Origin of the sequence: Bradyrhizobium sp. 170 (assembly GCF_023101085.1) — a bacterium.
Taxonomy (GTDB): Bacteria; Pseudomonadota; Alphaproteobacteria; order Rhizobiales; family Xanthobacteraceae; genus Bradyrhizobium.
In genome coordinates, this window is record NZ_CP064703.1 from 7,726,635 (window position 1) to 7,744,272 (window position 17,638).

Here is a 17,638-nt window from a genome sequence, read left to right on the forward strand (position 1 = left end):
TGGATTGCTTCGTCGCTTCGCTCCTCGCAATGACGACGGTGGACGCATTCAATGTCTGTAACCACACTACCTTCTCGAGGGATCGCGCTCCGGCAACCGGGCTGGATCGCACGCCTGTTCGACTACAAGCCGTTCCTGATCGTGATGTGCCTCGCGCCGGCGATCGGGCTGCTCGCGGTGTTCCTCACCTATCCGCTCGGCCTCGGCGTCTGGCTCGCCTTCACCGACACCACCATCGGCCAACGCGGCATCTTCGTTGGCCTGGAGAATTTCCAGTATCTCTGGACCGATCCCTTGTGGTGGGGCGCGGTGTTCTACAGCGTATTCTACACCGCGGTCGCGACCTTCGGGAAATTCGCGCTCGGCTTCTGGCTGGCGCTGCTGCTCAACAACCACTTCCCGCTCAAGAGCCTGTTGCGCGCCATCGTGCTGCTGCCGTGGATCGTGCCGACGGTGCTGTCGGCGCTGGCGTTCTGGTGGATCTACGATCCGCAGTTCTCGATCATCTCCTATCTCTTGGTCGACGTGCTGCACATCCGCTCCACCAACATCGATTTCCTCGGCACGCCCTGGCCGGCGCGCTTCTCGCTGATCGTGGCCAACATCTGGCGCGGCATTCCCTTCGTCGCGATCTCGTTGCTGGCGGGCCTGCAGACCATTTCGCCATCGCTCTATGAGGCGGCGATGCTGGACGGCGCCAGCGCCTGGCAGCGCTTCCGTTACATCACCTTCCCGATGATGATGCCGATCCTCGCGATCGTGATGACGTTCTCGATCATCTTCACCTTTACCGACTTCCAGCTCGTCTACGCCATCACCCGCGGCGGGCCGGTCAACTCCACGCATCTCTTGGCGACGCTCGCGTTCCAGCGCGGCATCGCCGGCGGCGAGCTCGGCGAGGGTGCGGCGATCGCGGTGTCGATGATCCCGTTCCTGGTGTTCGCGACATTGTTCAGCTACTTCGGCCTCGCGCGCCGCAAATGGCAGCAAGGAGAAGCCAATGACTGACGCAGCCGCTCAATCGACCAACGTCGCCAGCGCCACGCCGGACACCATGGCGTGGGATTCGCGGGCGCGGCGGGTGATGATGATCTACCTGCCGCTGTCCTGCTTCGTGCTGATCCTGCTGTTCCCGTTCTACTGGATGGCGATCACCTCGTTCAAGCCGAACGCCGAGCTTCTGAACTACAAGGAGCATAATCCGTTCTGGATCTCCTCGCCGACGCTCGCCCATATCAAGCATTTGCTGTTCAACACCGCCTATCCGACCTGGCTGAAGACCACGATGTTCGTGGCGATCGGCTCCACGTTCCTGTCGCTGTTCGCGTCGACGCTTGCGGCCTACGCGATCGAGCGCCTGCGCTTCCGCGGCAGCCCCTACGTGGGCCTCGGTATCTACCTCGCCTATTTGGTGCCGCCGTCGATCCTGTTCATTCCGCTGGCCACCGTGATCGTGCAGTTTGGCCTGTTCGACTCGCCGATGGCGCTGATCCTGGTGTATCCGACCTTCCTGGTGCCGTTCTGCACCTGGCTCCTGATCGGCTATTTCAAGTCGATCCCGTATGAGCTGGAGGAATGCGCGCTGGTCGATGGCGCGACGCGGCTGCAGATCCTGCGGCGGATCACGCTGCCGCTCGCCGTACCGGGCCTGATCTCGGCCGGCATCTTCTCCTTCACGCTATCGTGGAACGAGTTCATCTATGCGCTCGCCTTCATCCAGAGCGGCGCCAACAAGACGGTGCCGGTCGCGATCCTGACCGAGCTCGTCACCGGCGACGTCTACCAGTGGGGGGCGCTGATGGCGGGTTCGCTGCTCGGCTCGCTGCCGGTCGCACTGTTTTATTCGCTGTTCGTGGATTACTACGTGTCGTCGCTGACGGGCGCGGTGAAGGAATAGGGTCCGTAGCGTTTTCGAGCGAAGTGGATCCCGGTTCGCGTAAAGAAAACGCGTCAAAACAAAAAGCTAGAGCTCGGTTCTGATTCAATCAGAACCGAAAAGGCTCTAACGGATATAGAACGCCACCGGCGCGGTGAACGGCATCGAGGACTGCTTCACATCCGCAGGGAATGCGGGAAACGGCTGGGCGCGGCGCACCATCGCCAGCGTCTCGGCATCCAGCGCCGAATGACCTGACGAGCCGCCGAGGCCGACAGAAACCACCCCGCCGCTTCGGCTGAGCGTGAAGCTGACTCGTGAAGTGCCCTGCTGGCCCGCGGCCTTGGCGGCGGGCGGATATTGCTTGAAACGTTGCAGATGCGCGGCGACCATCTGCCGGTAAGAGGCAAGAGCGGCCGCCGATGCGCCGGCGTTGGCGGCGGATGCGGCCGGCGCCTGCCGCTCGGCCTTGGGCGAGGCGGTGGTGCGCGGCGCAGGCGGCGCGTCGGTCGGCTTCTTCGCGTCGGCGCGGACTACCTTCGGCTTCACCGGTGACGGCTTTTTCTCAGGCTCGACCTTGGCCGGCTCCGGCTTCGGCGGGGTCGGCTCGGTCTTCTGCTCCGGCGGGGCGACGACTTCCGGCTTCTCCTGCGGCGGCGTCGGCGGGATCTGTTCCTGCACGGCTTCCGCAGCCGCGGGCTCCGGTGGCGAAGCATCGGCCTGCTGCATGACGGGTCCCGGCGCGAGGTCCATTTGCGTCGGCTGCGGCGCAGAGGAAGCCGGCGCCATGTCGACCATGATCGCGGGCAAGGTGACGCCCGGCACCGGCCGCTGCGTGTACCAGTTCAACGCTAACGCAATCAGCGCCGCATGCGCGGCAGCAATCGCAAACGCCGACGCACCCCAGCGCCGGACGCCCGCCTGGTCGGAAACATCATGCAGCGCGAACGCGTTCACGGCGCTAGCTCCGGCCGTCGAGGCCGACCAGCGCGATCTTGAGATAGCCGGCGTTGCGCAACAGGTTCATCACCTCCATCAGGTCGCCATAGCTGACGGCCTTGTCGGCGCGCAGATAGATGCGTTCGTTCTTGTCGCCCTTGGTGGCGGAGTCGATGGTGGCCGTCAGCGTATCGCGCGCGATCACGTCCTCGCCGACGGCAACTGAAAGATCCGGTTTCACCGTGACGAACACCGGCTTGTCCGGCCGCGGCGACGGCTCGACGGCGCTCGCCGGAAGATTGACACCGAGATCGACGGTTGCGAGCGGGGCGGCGACCATGAAGATGATCAGCAGCACCAGCATCACGTCGATGAACGGCGTGACGTTGATCTCATGGGCCTCGACAAGATCGTCGCCGCCGCGCGACCGTCCGCCGATTGCCTGACCGAGCTTCGCTCCCATCACTCACACTCCGTCTTTACTCGGCGGCGCGCGCCAGGCGAAACGAGCCGCGGTCGCCTTCGCGGCTGATCAGGAGCAGCACCATCGCCGAGGCGTCGCCGAGCAGCGCGCGATGGGCCGCGATGGTGCGGGTGAGATGGTTGTAGATCACGACCGCCGGGATCGCCGCCACGAGACCTAGCGCGGTCGCCAGCAACGCCTCGGCGATGCCGGGAGCAACGACGGCGAGATTGGTGGTGTGGGCTTCGGAAATGCCGATGAACGAATTCATGATGCCCCAGACCGTCCCGAACAGGCCGACGAACGGCGCGGTGGCTCCGATGGTCGCGAGCACGCCAGTGCCGCGCGCGATCTGCCGCGACATCGCGGCCTCGACCCGTTCCAGCCGCAGCGCCACCCGCTCCTTGAGGCCGTCGTCGAAATGGCCGCCGGACAGAGAGGCCTCGCGCGCGGCGGACTGGATGATCTGCGCCACGGCATCGCTGCCGCCGCGGGTTTCCTGCTCCGCCTTGGCCAGCACCGTATCGGTTTCCAAGAGGCTCAGGCGCCGCCTGGCGGTCGCCGTCTTGCGGCGGACTTCAATGGTCTTGGCAAGCCAGATCGTCCACGTCACCAGCGAGGCAAAGGCGAGCCCGACCATGACCGCCTGCACCACGATGTCCGCATTCACGAACATGTTCCAGGGCGACAGGTTGCGCGGCAGCAGCGCAACGTCGGTGGCGGCCAGCGCCGCACTCGGGAAGGCGGCCACGCCGGCCGCGCCACACCAACGGATCATAACGTCAAGCACTGTTCGCTGCATGATCGTCTCCCGGGCTGACAATACGGATCGGCTACGCCGCGCGGGCGGGCGCGATCCTCTCGCTAAGCGCGTGAAAGCGCTGCAACTGGTCGCCGCGCAGCGCGCGCGTCTCGTCGCGGCCGACGAACACCTTGAACATGATGCCGCCGTCGACATTGATGAAGGCGATGAAGGCCGACGACTTGCCCATGAAGGGACGTTCGACGAAAGCGATAGCCGCGCAGCGCTCGTGGCGGAGATGGCCGTGCAATCCCTTCGGCTGCATCAGGTTGAAATAGCCACGCCCGACCTCGCCCGCCGGGATCGAGCCCGTGAACTCGAAGATCGCATCGTCGGTATGGACGATCAGCGTCACCTCGCCCCATTGCGCGACATCGTTCATGGCAGCGCCAAATTCGCCGCCGGCGCCGATGCGCACCATCGATTCAGGCAACGCCTCCAGGACGGCGCGCGGGCTCACTTTCCGCTCCCGCGCCACGTCCTCGATCACCGCGCCTGGATTGTCAGCCATATGGGCCTTGAGGCCGGCAAGGTCCGCGCTCAACATCGCACCCTCCCCGTCAAGCGGCGGCGCTGGATTTGCGCTCGCTCAGGATCACGTCGAATCCTTCGAACTTGGGATGGCCGAGATAGAGGCTTTCGCCGGTCTTGTTGTCGGCGCGGGCGTGCGCCCGGCGGAACTCGTCTGATTTGGTCCAGGCTTCGAAGGCGGCCTTGTCGGCCCAGACCGTATGCGAGGAATACAGCGTGTGATCCTCGGCGACGGGTCCCTTGAGCAGATGAAACTCGACGAAGCCGGCCATGCTGCTGAGATAGGACTCGCGCGTGCGCCAGACGGTCTCGAAGGCCGCTTCAGAGCCAATCTTCACCTGGAACCGGTTCATTGCGATAAACATTTGAAATCTCCTTGCTGGGTTGCTGGGGTGCGCCTGGCGTACCGTTTGAGTTGGTTGGAAACATGGATGCACCGAAGCCGCGCTGGAGCATCAGCGCGGCCCGGTGCAACTTGATAGGTTTGTCAGTTCGTCGAGCTACGCTCCGCCAAAATGGATCTTCAAGCCGGCCTTGTAGACCCTGCCCGGTCCGGGGCTCGACCACAACACGTCGTTCTGCGTGGTGCCGTCGGTGGAACTGCCGGGGATCGCATAGGGCCGGTAGTACTGGTTCAACAGATTGTCGATCGACGCCGAGAAAACGATGTCCTTGGTCGCGTTCCAGGTCAGGTACAGATTGACCAGTTCATACCCGGTCGCGGGCAGATAGCCGGCGGGCACGTCGTTGTTGGCGCCGAACGAGGACCACTGCGCGGCCAAGATCAGCCTGCGGTCGAGCAGCCGCACGCCGCCGGTCGTGGTGATCTTGCGCGGCGTGATGGTCGCGAGCCCGATATTGGTCGCGACGTTCTTGCCGCGCATCAAGTGGCCGGCGACACCGACATACCACAGGCCCGCATCATACAGCGTCTCCACCTCGATGCCTTCGATCCGGGCCTGCGTGATGTTCTGGTACTGGTAGAACTGGCTGAAAAGTCCGGGGGCAGGGAAGAGGATGGGCGGCCGCGGCGTCGATCCAACGAGATCGATGTAATCAGAGACATCGTTGCGGAACACGTTGATCTTGCCACGGAAGCTGTCACCGGCGTTGAAGATGTTGTCATACTTCAGGTTGATGCCGACTTCCTTGTTCTTGCCGACCTCCGGCCGCAGGTTCGGATTTGGCAGGAAGCAGAACAATCCGACCGTGCCACCCGGGCAGGGAAAGAACGGAGGGCCGCCGCCGGTCGAGTGTTCGCCGGCAATCAGCGTTTCCGTGATCGAGGGCGCACGATAGCCTTCGGCATAGCTGACATAGGGCGTAAAGCCCGCCACCGGCGTCACACCGATGGTGATCTTCGGCGAGAAGCGGTCGCCGCCGCCACCGGTCGCCACCGTCGGCGAATGAAGGTCGTAGCGGTCGTAGCGGATCGCGCTGACGGCCTCGAACCAGGTCGAATAATTCTGCTTCAACTGCGCGAATCCGCCGGAAACGGTGCGCAGGCCGCCGGGTGTGGTGATGTTGGAATTGCCGCGGCTGTCGGAGGTTCTCACGTCATCCTGAAACGCATCGACCCCGAGCGTGACCGCGTTGCGCCAGTCGCCGACGTTGAACCGCGTCGTGTTGTAGACGTCGATCCCGAGCGTATCGAGCACGTAGCCGCGCTTGTCGCCCACGCAGCCGGAAACGTTGTTGCCGAAGCCGCCGCCGCAATAAGTCGAGGGCGTCGTGCTGATGTGGGCGGTCTTGGTTTGGTCGTTGTCGGTGCGGTTACCGTAGAGCGACATATTCCAGTCCCAGAGATTGTCATCCGGCTTGCTGTATTTCCAGGTGACCGTCCCCGTGTAGTTCTTGGCATCGGACGCGTCGACCGACGATCCCTGGTTCAGCGCGCGCAGTGCGGCGGTCGTCGTGGGACCGCGATTGAGCTGGCCGATGCTGTACTGGTAATCCTGGAATATGGCGCCGAACTTGATCTCATGGCCATCGGCAGGACGAACGGTGACCTTCATCAGGCCGGCCGCGATCTGGTTACCGGTGTTGCCGATCTCGGTGCCGTTGCCGTCCTTGTAATTGCCTTGCGTGCGGTACACCGCGCCGCCGAACACATCGACATTGGGATCAGCGCGCACGCCGCCAAAGATCGAGCCGAGGCCGCGAGCGCTGTTGGTGCCGCCGGCGCCGGTCATGTCGACGCCCCAGCGCTCACCGGGGCGCACGACATCGTTGATGTCCTTGGTGCGGAACGACACCACGCCGCCGATCGCGCCGGAGCCGTAGACGTTCGCGGTCGGGCCGCGCACCACGTCGACGCTGCCGACCAGTTCGGGATCGAGGAAGAACGAGCCGTTGGCGTTGTGGCCGGTGCGCTGGTAGTTCTGGCGCGCACCGTCGACGACGACCGCGACACGGCCGAAATCCTGCAGGCCGCGGATGTTGATGACGGTCGAGGGATCGTCACCGCGCTCCTGGACCGACACGCCAGGTATTTGGTAGAGGATGCCGGACAGCCGGTTCGGCTGCAGGCCCTGGATCTGTTCGAGCGTCACCACGCTGACGGGAGCGAGCGCGTCGATGGCGCGCTCCTCGGTCTTCGAGGCCGCCACCGTGATCGTATCGAGCGATTGCACCGGCGCGGCCCCAATCTGCGCCCGCGCGTTCATGACCGGCGCTGCCGCCTGCGTATCCTGCTGCGGCTTGGCCTGGCTGCGCTTGGCCTGCTTCTGTTTCTTCTGCTCGGGAGAGCGCGTGACGGCCTCCGCTTCGAGCGCCTGCGTGAACGCTGCGCTTGACGACATCAATGCGAACGAAAATGCCGACGCGCCCAAAACCAAGGCGCGCGAATGCCTGACCCCGAAAGCCATACTGCCCCAACCTGTTATTTGTCTCTTGGGTTTGGCTGGCGGGCGCCGCGGTGATGAGCGGCTGCTTGCTGGCTAAAAATCTTCGCGACCGGACCCCCCGGCTCGTATCGCGTCTGACTTGGTTACGCCGCGTTGCGGAACCGGTCAATAATGCCAGGGCGCACTTTATATCGATTGTAAAGTGCAGCAGTTGGATTGCGCGTCGATCAAATTATACAAGCAGTTGGTCGGGACATCGGGGACACAACAGCAATTATGGCGGCACCTTCAGGAAACAACGTCGGAGGCGCCGGAAAGCATACCGAAAATCCGTCGTCTGCGACGCGCCTTCTCACCATGAACGGCAGCCGGATCGACAGCCGCGAGCTGTTCGCGACCGAGCGCGAAATCATCATCGCGCATGGCGAGGACAACTATCGCTTGCGGCTGACGTCGCAGAACAAGCTGATCCTGACCAAATGACCGACCAGGTGAACCGGCAATGACATTTTGTCGCACGCTCGCATTGTCGGCCGCCGCGGGCGGTTTCCTGCTCGGCGGCACAGCGCTCGCCGCGGGCATTACCGTGCATGACGCCCGTAACCGCGACGTCACGATCTCAGATGCCGGGCGGATCGTCTCGATCGGCGGCGCGATTACGGAAATCCTCTACGCGCTGGGCTTCGAGGACCGCCTCGCCGGCGTCGACTCGACCAGCCTCTATCCTGCCGCGGCGCTGCGCGACAAACCGAATGTCGGCTACATGCGCCAGCTTTCGGCCGAGGGCGTGCTCGGGCTCAACCCCTCGCTGGTGCTGGCGGCGCAAGGGTCCGGCCCGAAGGAAACCATGGATGTGCTGGAGGCCGCCAAGGTGCCGCTGGTGCTGGTGCCGGAAACATTTTCGGAAGCAGGCCTGATCGAGAAGATCAGGCTGGTCGGCCACGCCATGGGCGCGGACAAGCGCGCCGAATGCCTGACCGCGGCGGTAACGGATGATCTGACGCAACTGCGCGAGCTGCGCGCCAAGGTGACGAGGCCGGTGCGCGTGATGTTCGTGATGTCGCTCTTGAACGGACGGGCGATGGCGGCCGGAAAAAATACCGCGGCGAACGAGATCATCGCGCTTGCCGGCGGCGTCAACGCGATCGACGGCTATGATGGCTACAAGATCATCAACGACGAGGCGATCGTCGCGGCAAAGCCCGACGTGGTGCTCTCGATCCAGCGCGGCAAGGATTCGGTGGACGCGGAGACGGTGTATCTTCATCCGGCCTTCGCGCTGACCCCTGTCGCGGCCAACAAGACCTTCATCTCGATGGAGGGCCTCTATCTGCTCGGCTTCGGGCCGCGCACGGCCGCCGCTGCCCGCGACCTCTCGATCCAGCTCTATCCGGCGCTGGCGCCGCAGGCGGAGAAGTTCAAGCCTGCGGCAGTCACCGCAAACTGCCGGCTGTGACCGCTCTGGCCGACAGCACGGAACGTGCGAAGCGCCGCAGCGGATATGCATTGCGCCCGCCGGCTTCGCTGACCCTCATCTGCCTCCTCGCCGCGCTAGCCGGCGCGGCGCTGATCGCGCTCACGATGGGCGCCGCCGGCATTCCGCTGGCGCGGCTGCCGGCCGCGCTCGGCGTGTGGGGCGACGCCGCAGCGGGTCCGACGCTTGCGCGCGACCAGCTCGTGCTGTGGTCGATCAGGATTCCGCGGATCGCGGCGGCCGCGATGGTAGGCGCCCTGCTCGCCGCATCGGGGGCCATCATGCAGGGGCTGTTTCGCAACCCCCTCGCCGACCCCGCGCTGGTCGGCGTTTCCTCCGGCGGCGCACTGGCGGCAGCCGCCGCGATCGTGTTCACCGACAGCCAGATCGGCCAAGACTTGCGCTTCATGCAGCATCAATTGCTGCCGATCGCGGCGTTTGCGGGCTCGCTGGTCACGACGGTGATCCTCTATTCGATCGCGAGCCGCTCCGGGCGGACGTCGATCGCGATCTTCCTGCTGGCCGGCATTGCGATTGCCGCCATCGCCAATGCCGGCATCGGGCTTCTGGTGTTCATCGCCGACGACCGCCAGTTGCGCGACATCACGTTCTGGATGCTGGGCTCGCTGAGCGGCGCGACCTGGCCCAAGCTCGCCACGCTGGCGCCGGTACTGGGGCTCGCTTTGGTCGCCTGCGTCTCGATCGCGCGCGGCCTCGATGTCCTGGTGCTCGGCGAGGCCGAGGCGTTTCACAGCGGCGTCGACGTCGAGCGCCTGAAGCGGATTTCGATCGTGCTGGTGTCGGCGATGACGGGCGTTGCGGTTTCGGTCTGCGGCGTGGTCGGCTTTGTCGGCATCGTGGTGCCGCATCTGCTGCGTCTGGTAATCGGGCCGGCGCACCGGCTGCTGCTGCCAGCCTCGATGTTGTTGGGTGCGGTGCTGATGGTAGGCGCCGATACGTTGGCCCGCACCATCGTGGCGCCCGCGGAAATGCCGATCGGCATCCTGACGGCGGCGATCGGGGCACCGTTCTTCCTAGGCATGCTGCTGCGCCAGCGCGGGCTGGTTTCGCTATGACCGCCATTCTCGAAGCGCAGGCGATCTCGATGGTGGTCAGCGGCGCCACGCTGGTCGACGGCATCGATCTGCGCATCAAAGCCGGCGAGATGGTCGCGATCGTCGGCCCCAACGGCGCCGGAAAATCGACGCTGCTGCGAATGCTGTCCGGCGATCTCCGCCCGACACGCGGGCAGATCAGGCTGAAAGAGCGCGACATCCACCTCTATGCGCCGCGCCTCCTCGCCCATCACCGTGCAATGCTGTCGCAGCACGTCAACGTCACCTTCCCGTTCACGGTCGAGGAAATCGTCCATATGGGCGCCGGCGATAGCGGCCGCGCCGCCGCGCAGCGGCTGGTCGATACGGCGCTCGGCGAAGTCGATCTCGCGCATTTCGCTCACCGGCAATTGCCGACGCTCTCCGGCGGCGAACAGCAACGCGCGCATTTTGCCCGCGTGCTGGTGCAGCTTGCCTGCGGCGAAGAGCAGCACGGCCCGGGGATTCTGCTGCTGGACGAGCCGACCTCCAGCCTCGACATGCGTCACCAGATCGATCTGGTGGAAACGGCGCGGCGGCGCGCGCAGAACGGCACGGCCGTCATCGCCGTTCTGCACGATCTCAATCTGGCGATGCGCTTCGCCGACCGGATCGTGCTGCTGCACCGCGGCCGGCTCGCCGTCGACGGCGGTCGCGCTGACGCAATCACGGCCGAGACCATCCGCCGGATTTTTGAAGTCGACGTCACGATCGACTACACCGATCAGGGCGTGCCGTTCCTGCTGCCGCAAACCATGCGGCCGGCCGGCGCGCCGACGGCATAACGCCGCAAGGCTTATCCAACGGCGTTACAGGTTCTTCACAAAACTGTCAGCCAATTGTAACGGCCGCTCCGCAAGACACTCCGCATCGTCATTCACAGGAGATCCGCCATGCGCGTGTCATTGCTCTGCTCCGTCGCGTCTGTCTTTCTGGCCAGTGCCGCCTTTGCACAGGGCGAAGGCGAGTTTCCCGCCACGCTGAAGGGCCACGCCGTGCTGCCGGCGCAGAGCTTCATCGACGCGCCCGCCGATGCGCCTGATGATCTCAAGACGGCAGGCAAATACACCACCGGCCGCCGTGTCGATGCTGTCGGCAGCGTGATGGGCAAATCCTATGAGTGGCCGACCGGCGTATCGCTGCCGTTCAAGGGCCAGCCGCTACAGGGCCATTCCGGCATCAAGGTGATGCCGGACGGTTCGTTCTGGGTGCTCACCGACAACGGCATGGGCTCACGCTACAACTCGGCGGATTCGATGCTCTACCTCAACCGCCACAAGATCGACTGGGCGACCGGCAAGATCGATCGGCAGGAAACCATCTTCCTGCACGACCCCGACAAGAAAGTGCCGTTCCGCATCCTGCATGAAGACACGGCAAAACGTTATCTCACCGGCGCCGACTTCGACACTGAAGGATTTCAGATCGTCGGCGACACCTTCTGGATCGGCGATGAATTCGGCCCCTATGTGCTGAAGGCCGACAAGACCGGCAAGATCCTGGCCGTGTTCGAAACCACCGCCGATGGCAAGCCGGTACGCTCGCCCGACCATTGGTCGGTGCAGTCGCCGGCAGCACCAGGCGCGAGCTACACCACGGTCAATCTGCGCCGCTCCAAGGGTTATGAAGGCTTTGCCGCGTCGAAGGACGGAAAATTCCTCTACGGCCTGCTCGAAGGCCCGCTGTGGGACGCCGAGAAGAAGGACTTTGAAAAGATCGACGGCAAGGAAGCCTCGCGTATTCTCGAGTTCGACGTCGCCGCGGAGAAGTTTACCGGCCGCTACTGGACTTACGCCTTCGAGCAGAACGGCAACGCCATCGGCGACTTCAACATGATCGACGCCACAAGTGGCATGGTCATCGAGCGCGACAATGGCGAAGGCACCGCCGACAAGGCCTGCCCGCAAGGCCAGCGCGGCGAGAACTGCTTTGCTGATCTGGCCAAATTCAAGCGCGTCTACAAGATCGAACTGTCCGACGCCAATGCCGGAAGGCCGGTGCGCAAGGTCGCCTATATCGACCTGATGAAGATCAAGGATCCCGACAACAAGGCGCGCAAGCCGCTCAATGACGGCGTGCTGACCTTCCCGTTCTTCACCATCGAGAACGTCGACCGCGTCGACGAGACGCATATCATCGTCGGCAACGACAACAACCTGCCGTTCTCGTCGAGCCGCGAGCCGAACAAGGCGGATGACAATGAGTTTGTGCTGCTTGAGGTCAGCGAGTTTTTGAAGGCGAAGTGAGTTCGTTCGCCTCACCTGCCTCTACAGCGTCATCGCCCGGCTTGACCGGGCGCCCAGTACGCCGCGGCGCCTATTGTGTGTACACTTCGGCGCTGCGGAGTACTGGATGCCCCGCCTTCGCGGGGGCATGACGGAGAAGATGCTCAGCAAGCCCTACCCCGCCGGCACCATCACGACGCCCTTGTCCTTGGGCCAGCGTATCCGCCAGGCGAAGTTGATATCCTTGACCTCGCCTGCCTTCGCCTCAAAAGCCCATTCCAGCACGCCGCGTCTGTCGCGGATGTTGCTGGCGGTCGGCGGGGTCGTCGACGGCAACATCTCGACCAAGATGTCCTCGTTCTCGCTGACCGGCAACTGATCCTCGATCGCGATCCGGATCGGAAAATCGTGGCCGTTGCGCACGACCGTCTTGAACGCGCGCTCGTCGGTCTTCGACGTCGTCACGATCAGGCCGGCCGAGCCCTCGTTGCGCTTGAGAACGGTGCGTTCGATCTTGATCTTGTCGTCGGCGCCGAAGCCGAGCCGCACGGTTTCGTCCTTGCTCGCCGCGGCCATCAGCCCGCGGCCGACGAAGACACCGTCGCGATAGATCGAAACCCGGCCGGGCAGCAATGGCGCGTCCTCGGTCTGCTTGAAGCTGGCTTCCAGGAACGCGGTCGGATCCAGCAGCGGCGCCGCGCGCACGGCGAGATCGGGCGCGATGGTCGCGGTGGAAACGCGCAGGCTCTTGGCGCCTTCGCTGGCACTGAGGCTGACGCGGCCGGGAATCTTGAACACCACCTGGAAGCCGCTGACATCGGCCGTGGCCTGTTGCTCGGCCGCCTTCTCCATCACGGGTTCTTCGCTCTTCCCCCCGCTGGCGCGGAACTGCCTCGACCTCTCCGGAGCTGGCGCAGCCAAGTTCATCGCAGTATCCGATACGGAGCCCGCGGCCATCGGACGCGGTACTTGCGGGTATTGAACGACGAGCGACTTCAGGTCGGGCGCGCGGCCGCCACGTGCGGTGCGCACGGTCGAGACGCTGAGCGCGACGTTGGACCAATCCTCGCCGGTGGCCTGCGTGATTTCGGCGCGGCGCACCAGTTCCAGCGCGGGCTTGCGGTCTTTCGCGCCGGTGTCGAGGCGGGCGTCGTAGAGCGGCACCCAGCGCGCGTTGCGCACGGCATAAGTCACACGCAGCGTCGCCTTGGTGGCGGCGGCGGCTGCGAGTTCAATCCTGACTTCCATCTTGCTCGGCGGCTTCTGTGCCCGGTCCTGTTCGAGACGCGCGATTTCTCGGTCGAGCTCGCGCTGCTTGCGTCCGGCATCGCGGATGGCGGCGTCGGCGCTGGCGATTTCGTCGCCGACGGCGGCAAAGGCCGCGCGCCATTCGGCGATCGGCCGCGCCTCACCCTTGTCGCCGATTCCGGCCGGAGAGGTATCCGCAAATCGCTCGGCGAATTTGCGCCGCGCGGTCGCGGCATCGATCACGCCTTGTAAGCTGGCGCGCTCGTCCTTCAGCGCCTCGATGCGCTTGTCGAGTTCGGGCAGGTTGACCGGCGGCGCCGCGCGCGGCGGTTTTGCGTCGATCGCACCGATCGTGAGTTTTGCGCCCGCTTCGCCCTCGACCCTGAGCGATGACGGATCCAGCGCGAGCGGAAAATCCTTGAGAACGGCGAAATTCTCGCCCGCCGGCAGATCGAGCGCGATGATCCGCGTGACGCTGGCGCCATCGGGATAGACGGTGACGGCATCGACCGCCGAACTGGCGGCCAACTCAGCCGCCCGCACCTCACCCGCGCCGAGCGCCGTGAGTAAGACGAGGCTCGTCGTCGAAAAAACGTTCGTAATCAATCGCATGGATACCCTCCTGAACCGTTCGCCGGCCGGCGACGCGCAACAACCCCCACCACTCCCGGTCATGAGACGCAGCGAGGGAGAAACTGGTTCGATTGGGAATTCCACGTGGCTTCGCCGCGGCGGAACCGCGGCGAAGGATAAGCAATCCCCTCTCTGAAGGGAATAGAACGACGCGCGGTTAGAACACCAGCGCCTTGGCCTGCTTTACCTGGGGCAAGGCTTGCACCTTGGTCAACACGTCGGCCGGGACCGGCCCGTCGATCTCGACCAGCGCGATGGCGTCGCCGCCCTGCTTGGTGCGGCCGAGATGGAAGGTCGCGATGTTGATCTGGGCCGCACCGAGCAGGCCGGCGAAGCTGCCGATGAAGCCGGGCTTGTCCTCGTTCGTAACGTAGATCATCGATTTGCCGAACTCGGCATCGACCCGGATGCCCTTGATGTCGACCAGCCGCGGCTTGCCGTCGTGATAGACGGTGCCGGACACCGAGCGTTCCTGCCGTTCCGTGATGACGGTAACGGTGATCAGGCTTTCATAATCGCTCTGCGCCGCGCGCACGATCTCGTCGACCACCATGCCGCGCTCCTTCGCAACGACCGGCGCGGAGACCACGTTGACCTCGCCCAGCATCGGCCGCAGCAAGCCCGACAGCACCGCCGAGGTGATCGCCTTGATCTTCATCTCGGCGACGTGTCCCTCATAGGTGATCTGGACTTTCAAAATCCCGCTCTCGGTGAGCTGGCCCGCGAACGAGCCGAGCTTTTCGGCAAGCTCGATGAACGGCTTCAGCTTCGGCGCTTCTTCGGCCGTGATCGACGGGAAGTTCACCGCGTTCGAGATCGCACCCGTCAGCAGATAATCGGACATCTGCTCGGCGACCTGCAGTGCGACGTTCTCCTGCGCTTCCGTGGTGGAGGCGCCGAGATGCGGGGTGCAGATCACGTTGGGGTGGCCGAACAGCACGTTCTTGGTGGCGGGCTCCTCGACGAACACGTCAAATGCGGCGCCCGCGACATGCTTGGCGTTCAGCGCATCGACCAGCGCCTGCTCGTCGACCAGCCCGCCGCGCGCGCAATTAACGATGCGCACGCCCTTCTTCATCTTGGCGATCGCCGCGGCGTCGATGATGTTCTTTGTCTTTTCGGTCAGCGGCGTGTGCAGCGTGATGAAATCGGCGCGCTTGAGCAGTTCGTCGAGCTCGACCTTCTCGACGCCGATATCCTTGGCGCGTTCCGGCGACAGGAACGGATCGAACGCGACGACTTTCATGCGCAGGCCGAGCGCGCGGTCGGCGGCGATCGAGCCGATATTGCCGCAGCCGACCACGCCCAGCGTCTTGCCGGTGATCTCGACGCCCATGAAGCGGTTCTTCTCCCACTTGCCGGCCTGGGTCGAGGCGTCCGCCTGCGGAATTTCACGCGCCAGCGCCAGCATCAGCGTGATGGCGTGCTCGGCGGTCGTGATCGAATTGCCGAACGGCGTGTTCATCACGATGATGCCCTTGGCGGTGGCCGCCGGGATCTCGACATTGTCGACGCCAATGCCGGCGCGGCCGATCACCTTCAGCCTGATGGCCTTGTCGATGATCTTCGCGGTCGCCTTGGTCGCGGAGCGGATCGCAAGGCCGTCGTAATTGCCGATGATCTCGGCGAGCTTGTCCTTGTCCTTGCCGAGATTGGGCTGGAAGTCGACCTCGATGCCGCGGTCTTTGAAGATCTGCACGGCGGCGGGAGACAGCGCGTCGGAAATGAGAACTTTGGGTTTTGTCATTTGATGTTCCTTCACCTCCCAAAGGGAGGATCGGCCTGCGAGACCAGAATGGGTATCTCTTGCGAGTTCTTCTCCCTCTTCCCGTTCTTACGGGGAGAGGGTCGGGGTGAAGGCCAACCACAGGCGAGGTGCGCGCGGAGAGAGCCCCTCACCCGGATCGCTCAGGCGCGCAATTGCGCTGCCGAGCGATCCGACCTCTCCCCGTAAGAACGGGACGAGGTTTAAGAAAGAAAACTTAAGCCGCCTTCGGCAACGCGGCCTTGGTCTCGGCGAATGCCCAGTCGATCCACTGCGTCAGCAGCGCGACGTCGGAGGCTTCCACGGTGGCGCCGCACCAGATCCGCAAGCCCGCCGGCGCATCGCGGTAATAGGCGAAGTCGTAACCGGCGCCTTCCTTCTCGACCAGCGCAACAAGCTTTTTCGAGAAGTCCGCCTGCGCATCCGCCGTCAGCGAAGTGATCGCCGGATCGACGAACTTGAGGCACACCGAGGTGTTGGAACGGATCGAGGCTTCCTTGGCCAGGAAATCGATCCACGGTGTCTTCGCCTTCCAGTCCGACAGCGCCTTGGTGTTGGCGTCGGCGCGCGCGATCAGGGCCTTGAGGCCGCCGATCGATTTCGCCCAGTTCAGCGCATCGAGATAATCCTCGACACACAACATCGACGGCGTGTTGATGGTCTCGCCTTCGAAGATGCCCTGGTTGAGCTTGCCGCCCTTGGTCAGGCGGAAAATTTTCGGCAGCGGCCAGGCCGGCTTGTAGGTCTCGAGCCGTTCCACCGCACGCGGTGAAAGGATCAGCATCCCATGCGCGGCTTCGCCGCCCAGCGCCTTCTGCCAGGAGAACGTCACCACATCGAGCTTTGCGAAATCGAGCGGCTGCGCAAAAGCGGCAGACGTCGCGTCACAAATCGTGAGGCCTTCGCGGGTCGCGCTGATCCAGTCGGCGTTGGGCACACGCACGCCCGAGGTCGTGCCGTTCCAGGTGAAAACGATGTCGGACGCCGGATCGGCCTTGGAGAGATCGGGAAGATCGCCATAGCCGGCATGCAGCTTGGTGACGTCCTTGAGCTTCAATTCCTTGACGATGTCGCTGACCCAGCCCTCGCCGAAGGATTCCCAGGCGATGGTGGTGACAGGGCGTGCGCCGAGCAGCGACCACAGCGCCATTTCGACCGCGCCGGTATCGGACGCCGGCACGATGCCGATCTTGTAATCGGCCGGCACTTCAAGCACTTCGCGCGTCAGTTCGATCGCGAGCTTGAGTTTTGCCTTGCCGATCTTCGCGCGATGCGAGCGGCCGAGGGCAGCGTCCTTGAGATTTTGGGGATTCCAGCCAGGGCGCTTGGCGCAGGGGCCGGAGGAAAAATGCGGCACGTTCGGCCGCGAAGCGGGCTTCGCCACGGTCATGATCTATCCTTCCAGATAGTAAGCCTCCCGTTGGGGGGAGGTGTCCCGCGGCGGTGATTAAGGGAATCGCGCCCGATCGTCAAGAAACTTCGGGTGCTTCACGCCCGATTGATGGATGCTCGTCCGCGACAGGCGCCGGCTCCTGCTGCAGGAGTTCGGCGGCATCGGTGACCAGTTTGGCCGCCTCCCGCCGGCTCGAGACCTTCAAAATACTGGTCTTTCCGGCCTGCACGACATATTCGCTTCCGATCCGGACAATCGAATATTTTTTCATCGGAAATCCCCAAGCTGCCCAAAGCCCCATGGGAGACGCTGGCATAGCGGAGACGTTCCGGTCCGTAAAATCACGGAC

The 17,638-nt window shown here is 64.2% G+C and carries 17 protein-coding genes; 7 read left to right on the top strand and 10 right to left on the bottom strand.

The annotated features are described in order from the left end of the window. The first annotated feature begins 51 nt into the window (after positions 1-51). Together IVB05_RS36035 and IVB05_RS36040 are read left to right on the top strand one after the other, a co-directional pair. Entirely contained in the window at positions 52-1,008 is a 957-nt protein-coding gene (locus tag IVB05_RS36035) for a sugar ABC transporter permease (RefSeq protein WP_247780802.1), read from the top strand. Continuing rightward, positions 1,001-1,897: a carbohydrate ABC transporter permease gene (locus IVB05_RS36040; protein ID WP_247780804.1), complete on the top strand. Its 897-nt coding sequence runs from the start codon at positions 1,001-1,003 to the stop codon at positions 1,895-1,897. Before IVB05_RS36035 ends, IVB05_RS36040 begins: the two co-directional genes overlap by 8 nt. Positions 1,898-2,002: 105 nt before the next feature. Here the strand turns inward: IVB05_RS36040 and IVB05_RS36045 are convergent, their stop codons facing one another. From IVB05_RS36045 to IVB05_RS36070, 6 genes are all read right to left on the bottom strand, one after another. Further along, positions 2,003-2,833: a TonB family protein gene (locus IVB05_RS36045; protein WP_247780806.1), complete on the bottom strand. Its 831-nt coding sequence runs from the start codon at positions 2,831-2,833 to the stop codon at positions 2,003-2,005. A gap of 4 nt (positions 2,834-2,837) precedes the next feature. Continuing rightward, the gene (exbD, locus tag IVB05_RS36050) at positions 2,838-3,278 is read right to left on the bottom strand and encodes a TonB system transport protein ExbD (RefSeq protein WP_247780808.1); all 441 of its coding nucleotides are present in this window, start codon (positions 3,276-3,278) and stop codon (positions 2,838-2,840) included. Positions 3,279-3,294: 16 nt separating this feature from the next. Beyond that, positions 3,295-4,056, bottom strand: a complete 762-nt coding sequence (gene exbB / locus IVB05_RS36055) for a tonB-system energizer ExbB (protein ID WP_247787257.1) — start codon at positions 4,054-4,056, stop codon at positions 3,295-3,297. A 55-nt stretch (positions 4,057-4,111) separates the two neighbouring features. Further along, on the bottom strand, positions 4,112-4,627 hold the full coding sequence (hutX, locus tag IVB05_RS36060) for a heme utilization cystosolic carrier protein HutX (RefSeq protein WP_247780810.1): 516 nt from the start codon (positions 4,625-4,627) through the stop codon (positions 4,112-4,114). Between the two features lie 13 nt (positions 4,628-4,640). Next, positions 4,641-4,976, bottom strand: coding sequence for an antibiotic biosynthesis monooxygenase (locus tag IVB05_RS36065; protein ID WP_108521446.1), 336 nt, complete (start codon positions 4,974-4,976; stop codon positions 4,641-4,643). A gap of 135 nt (positions 4,977-5,111) precedes the next feature. Next, positions 5,112-7,478, bottom strand: coding sequence for a TonB-dependent hemoglobin/transferrin/lactoferrin family receptor (locus IVB05_RS36070; protein ID WP_247780811.1), 2,367 nt, complete (start codon positions 7,476-7,478; stop codon positions 5,112-5,114). A 255-nt stretch (positions 7,479-7,733) separates the two neighbouring features. On the opposite strand from IVB05_RS36070, the gene IVB05_RS36075 reads away from it, so the two are divergent. From IVB05_RS36075 to IVB05_RS36095, 5 genes are all read left to right on the top strand, one after another. After that, a complete protein-coding gene (locus IVB05_RS36075) occupies positions 7,734-7,940 on the top strand; it encodes a hemin uptake protein HemP (RefSeq protein ID WP_247780813.1) in 207 nt (68 codons plus the stop codon). A gap of 19 nt (positions 7,941-7,959) precedes the next feature. Continuing rightward, complete coding sequence (locus tag IVB05_RS36080) at positions 7,960-8,913, top strand: hemin ABC transporter substrate-binding protein (RefSeq protein ID WP_247780815.1); 954 nt, start codon at positions 7,960-7,962, stop codon at positions 8,911-8,913. Then, a complete protein-coding gene (locus IVB05_RS36085) occupies positions 8,910-10,007 on the top strand; it encodes an iron ABC transporter permease (protein ID WP_247780817.1) in 1,098 nt (365 codons plus the stop codon). The genes IVB05_RS36080 and IVB05_RS36085 overlap by 4 nt, the downstream gene beginning before the upstream one ends. Further along, complete coding sequence (locus IVB05_RS36090) at positions 10,004-10,810, top strand: heme ABC transporter ATP-binding protein (RefSeq protein WP_247780818.1); 807 nt, start codon at positions 10,004-10,006, stop codon at positions 10,808-10,810. The genes IVB05_RS36085 and IVB05_RS36090 overlap by 4 nt, the downstream gene beginning before the upstream one ends. A gap of 108 nt (positions 10,811-10,918) precedes the next feature. Continuing rightward, positions 10,919-12,271, top strand: a complete 1,353-nt coding sequence (locus tag IVB05_RS36095; protein WP_247780819.1) for an esterase-like activity of phytase family protein — start codon at positions 10,919-10,921, stop codon at positions 12,269-12,271. Positions 12,272-12,424: 153 nt separating this feature from the next. Here the strand turns inward: IVB05_RS36095 and IVB05_RS36100 are convergent, their stop codons facing one another. The 4 genes from IVB05_RS36100 to IVB05_RS36115 form a co-directional block, all read right to left on the bottom strand. Further along, complete coding sequence (locus IVB05_RS36100) at positions 12,425-14,110, bottom strand: mucoidy inhibitor MuiA family protein (protein WP_247780821.1); 1,686 nt, start codon at positions 14,108-14,110, stop codon at positions 12,425-12,427. Between the two features lie 178 nt (positions 14,111-14,288). Then, positions 14,289-15,878 carry a phosphoglycerate dehydrogenase gene (gene serA / locus IVB05_RS36105; RefSeq protein WP_247780822.1) on the bottom strand — a complete coding sequence of 530 codons (1,590 nt, stop codon included), beginning with the start codon at positions 15,876-15,878 and terminating at the stop codon, positions 14,289-14,291. A 235-nt stretch (positions 15,879-16,113) separates the two neighbouring features. Next, positions 16,114-17,286, bottom strand: a complete 1,173-nt coding sequence (locus IVB05_RS36110; protein ID WP_247780824.1) for a phosphoserine transaminase — start codon at positions 17,284-17,286, stop codon at positions 16,114-16,116. A 79-nt stretch (positions 17,287-17,365) separates the two neighbouring features. After that, complete coding sequence (locus IVB05_RS36115) at positions 17,366-17,560, bottom strand: hypothetical protein (protein WP_247780826.1); 195 nt, start codon at positions 17,558-17,560, stop codon at positions 17,366-17,368. Positions 17,561-17,638: the final 78 nt, after the last annotated feature.

Coding starts and splice junctions, on each gene's coding strand:
- IVB05_RS36040 (WP_247780804.1), top strand. CDS start 1,001: ATGACTGACGCAGCCGCTCAATCGACCAACGTCGCCAGCGCCACGCCG.
- IVB05_RS36075 (WP_247780813.1), top strand. CDS start 7,734: ATGGCGGCACCTTCAGGAAACAACGTCGGAGGCGCCGGAAAGCATACC.
- IVB05_RS36065 (WP_108521446.1), bottom strand. CDS start 4,976: ATGTTTATCGCAATGAACCGGTTCCAGGTGAAGATTGGCTCTGAAGCG.
- IVB05_RS36110 (WP_247780824.1), bottom strand. CDS start 17,286: ATGACCGTGGCGAAGCCCGCTTCGCGGCCGAACGTGCCGCATTTTTCC.
- exbD (WP_247780808.1), bottom strand. CDS start 3,278: ATGGGAGCGAAGCTCGGTCAGGCAATCGGCGGACGGTCGCGCGGCGGC.
- IVB05_RS36035 (WP_247780802.1), top strand. CDS start 52: ATGTCTGTAACCACACTACCTTCTCGAGGGATCGCGCTCCGGCAACCG.
- hutX (WP_247780810.1), bottom strand. CDS start 4,627: ATGTTGAGCGCGGACCTTGCCGGCCTCAAGGCCCATATGGCTGACAAT.
- IVB05_RS36090 (WP_247780818.1), top strand. CDS start 10,004: ATGACCGCCATTCTCGAAGCGCAGGCGATCTCGATGGTGGTCAGCGGC.
- IVB05_RS36080 (WP_247780815.1), top strand. CDS start 7,960: ATGACATTTTGTCGCACGCTCGCATTGTCGGCCGCCGCGGGCGGTTTC.
- exbB (WP_247787257.1), bottom strand. CDS start 4,056: ATGATCCGTTGGTGTGGCGCGGCCGGCGTGGCCGCCTTCCCGAGTGCG.
- IVB05_RS36115 (WP_247780826.1), bottom strand. CDS start 17,560: ATGAAAAAATATTCGATTGTCCGGATCGGAAGCGAATATGTCGTGCAG.
- IVB05_RS36095 (WP_247780819.1), top strand. CDS start 10,919: ATGCGCGTGTCATTGCTCTGCTCCGTCGCGTCTGTCTTTCTGGCCAGT.
- IVB05_RS36100 (WP_247780821.1), bottom strand. CDS start 14,110: ATGCGATTGATTACGAACGTTTTTTCGACGACGAGCCTCGTCTTACTC.
- serA (WP_247780822.1), bottom strand. CDS start 15,878: ATGACAAAACCCAAAGTTCTCATTTCCGACGCGCTGTCTCCCGCCGCC.
- IVB05_RS36070 (WP_247780811.1), bottom strand. CDS start 7,478: ATGGCTTTCGGGGTCAGGCATTCGCGCGCCTTGGTTTTGGGCGCGTCG.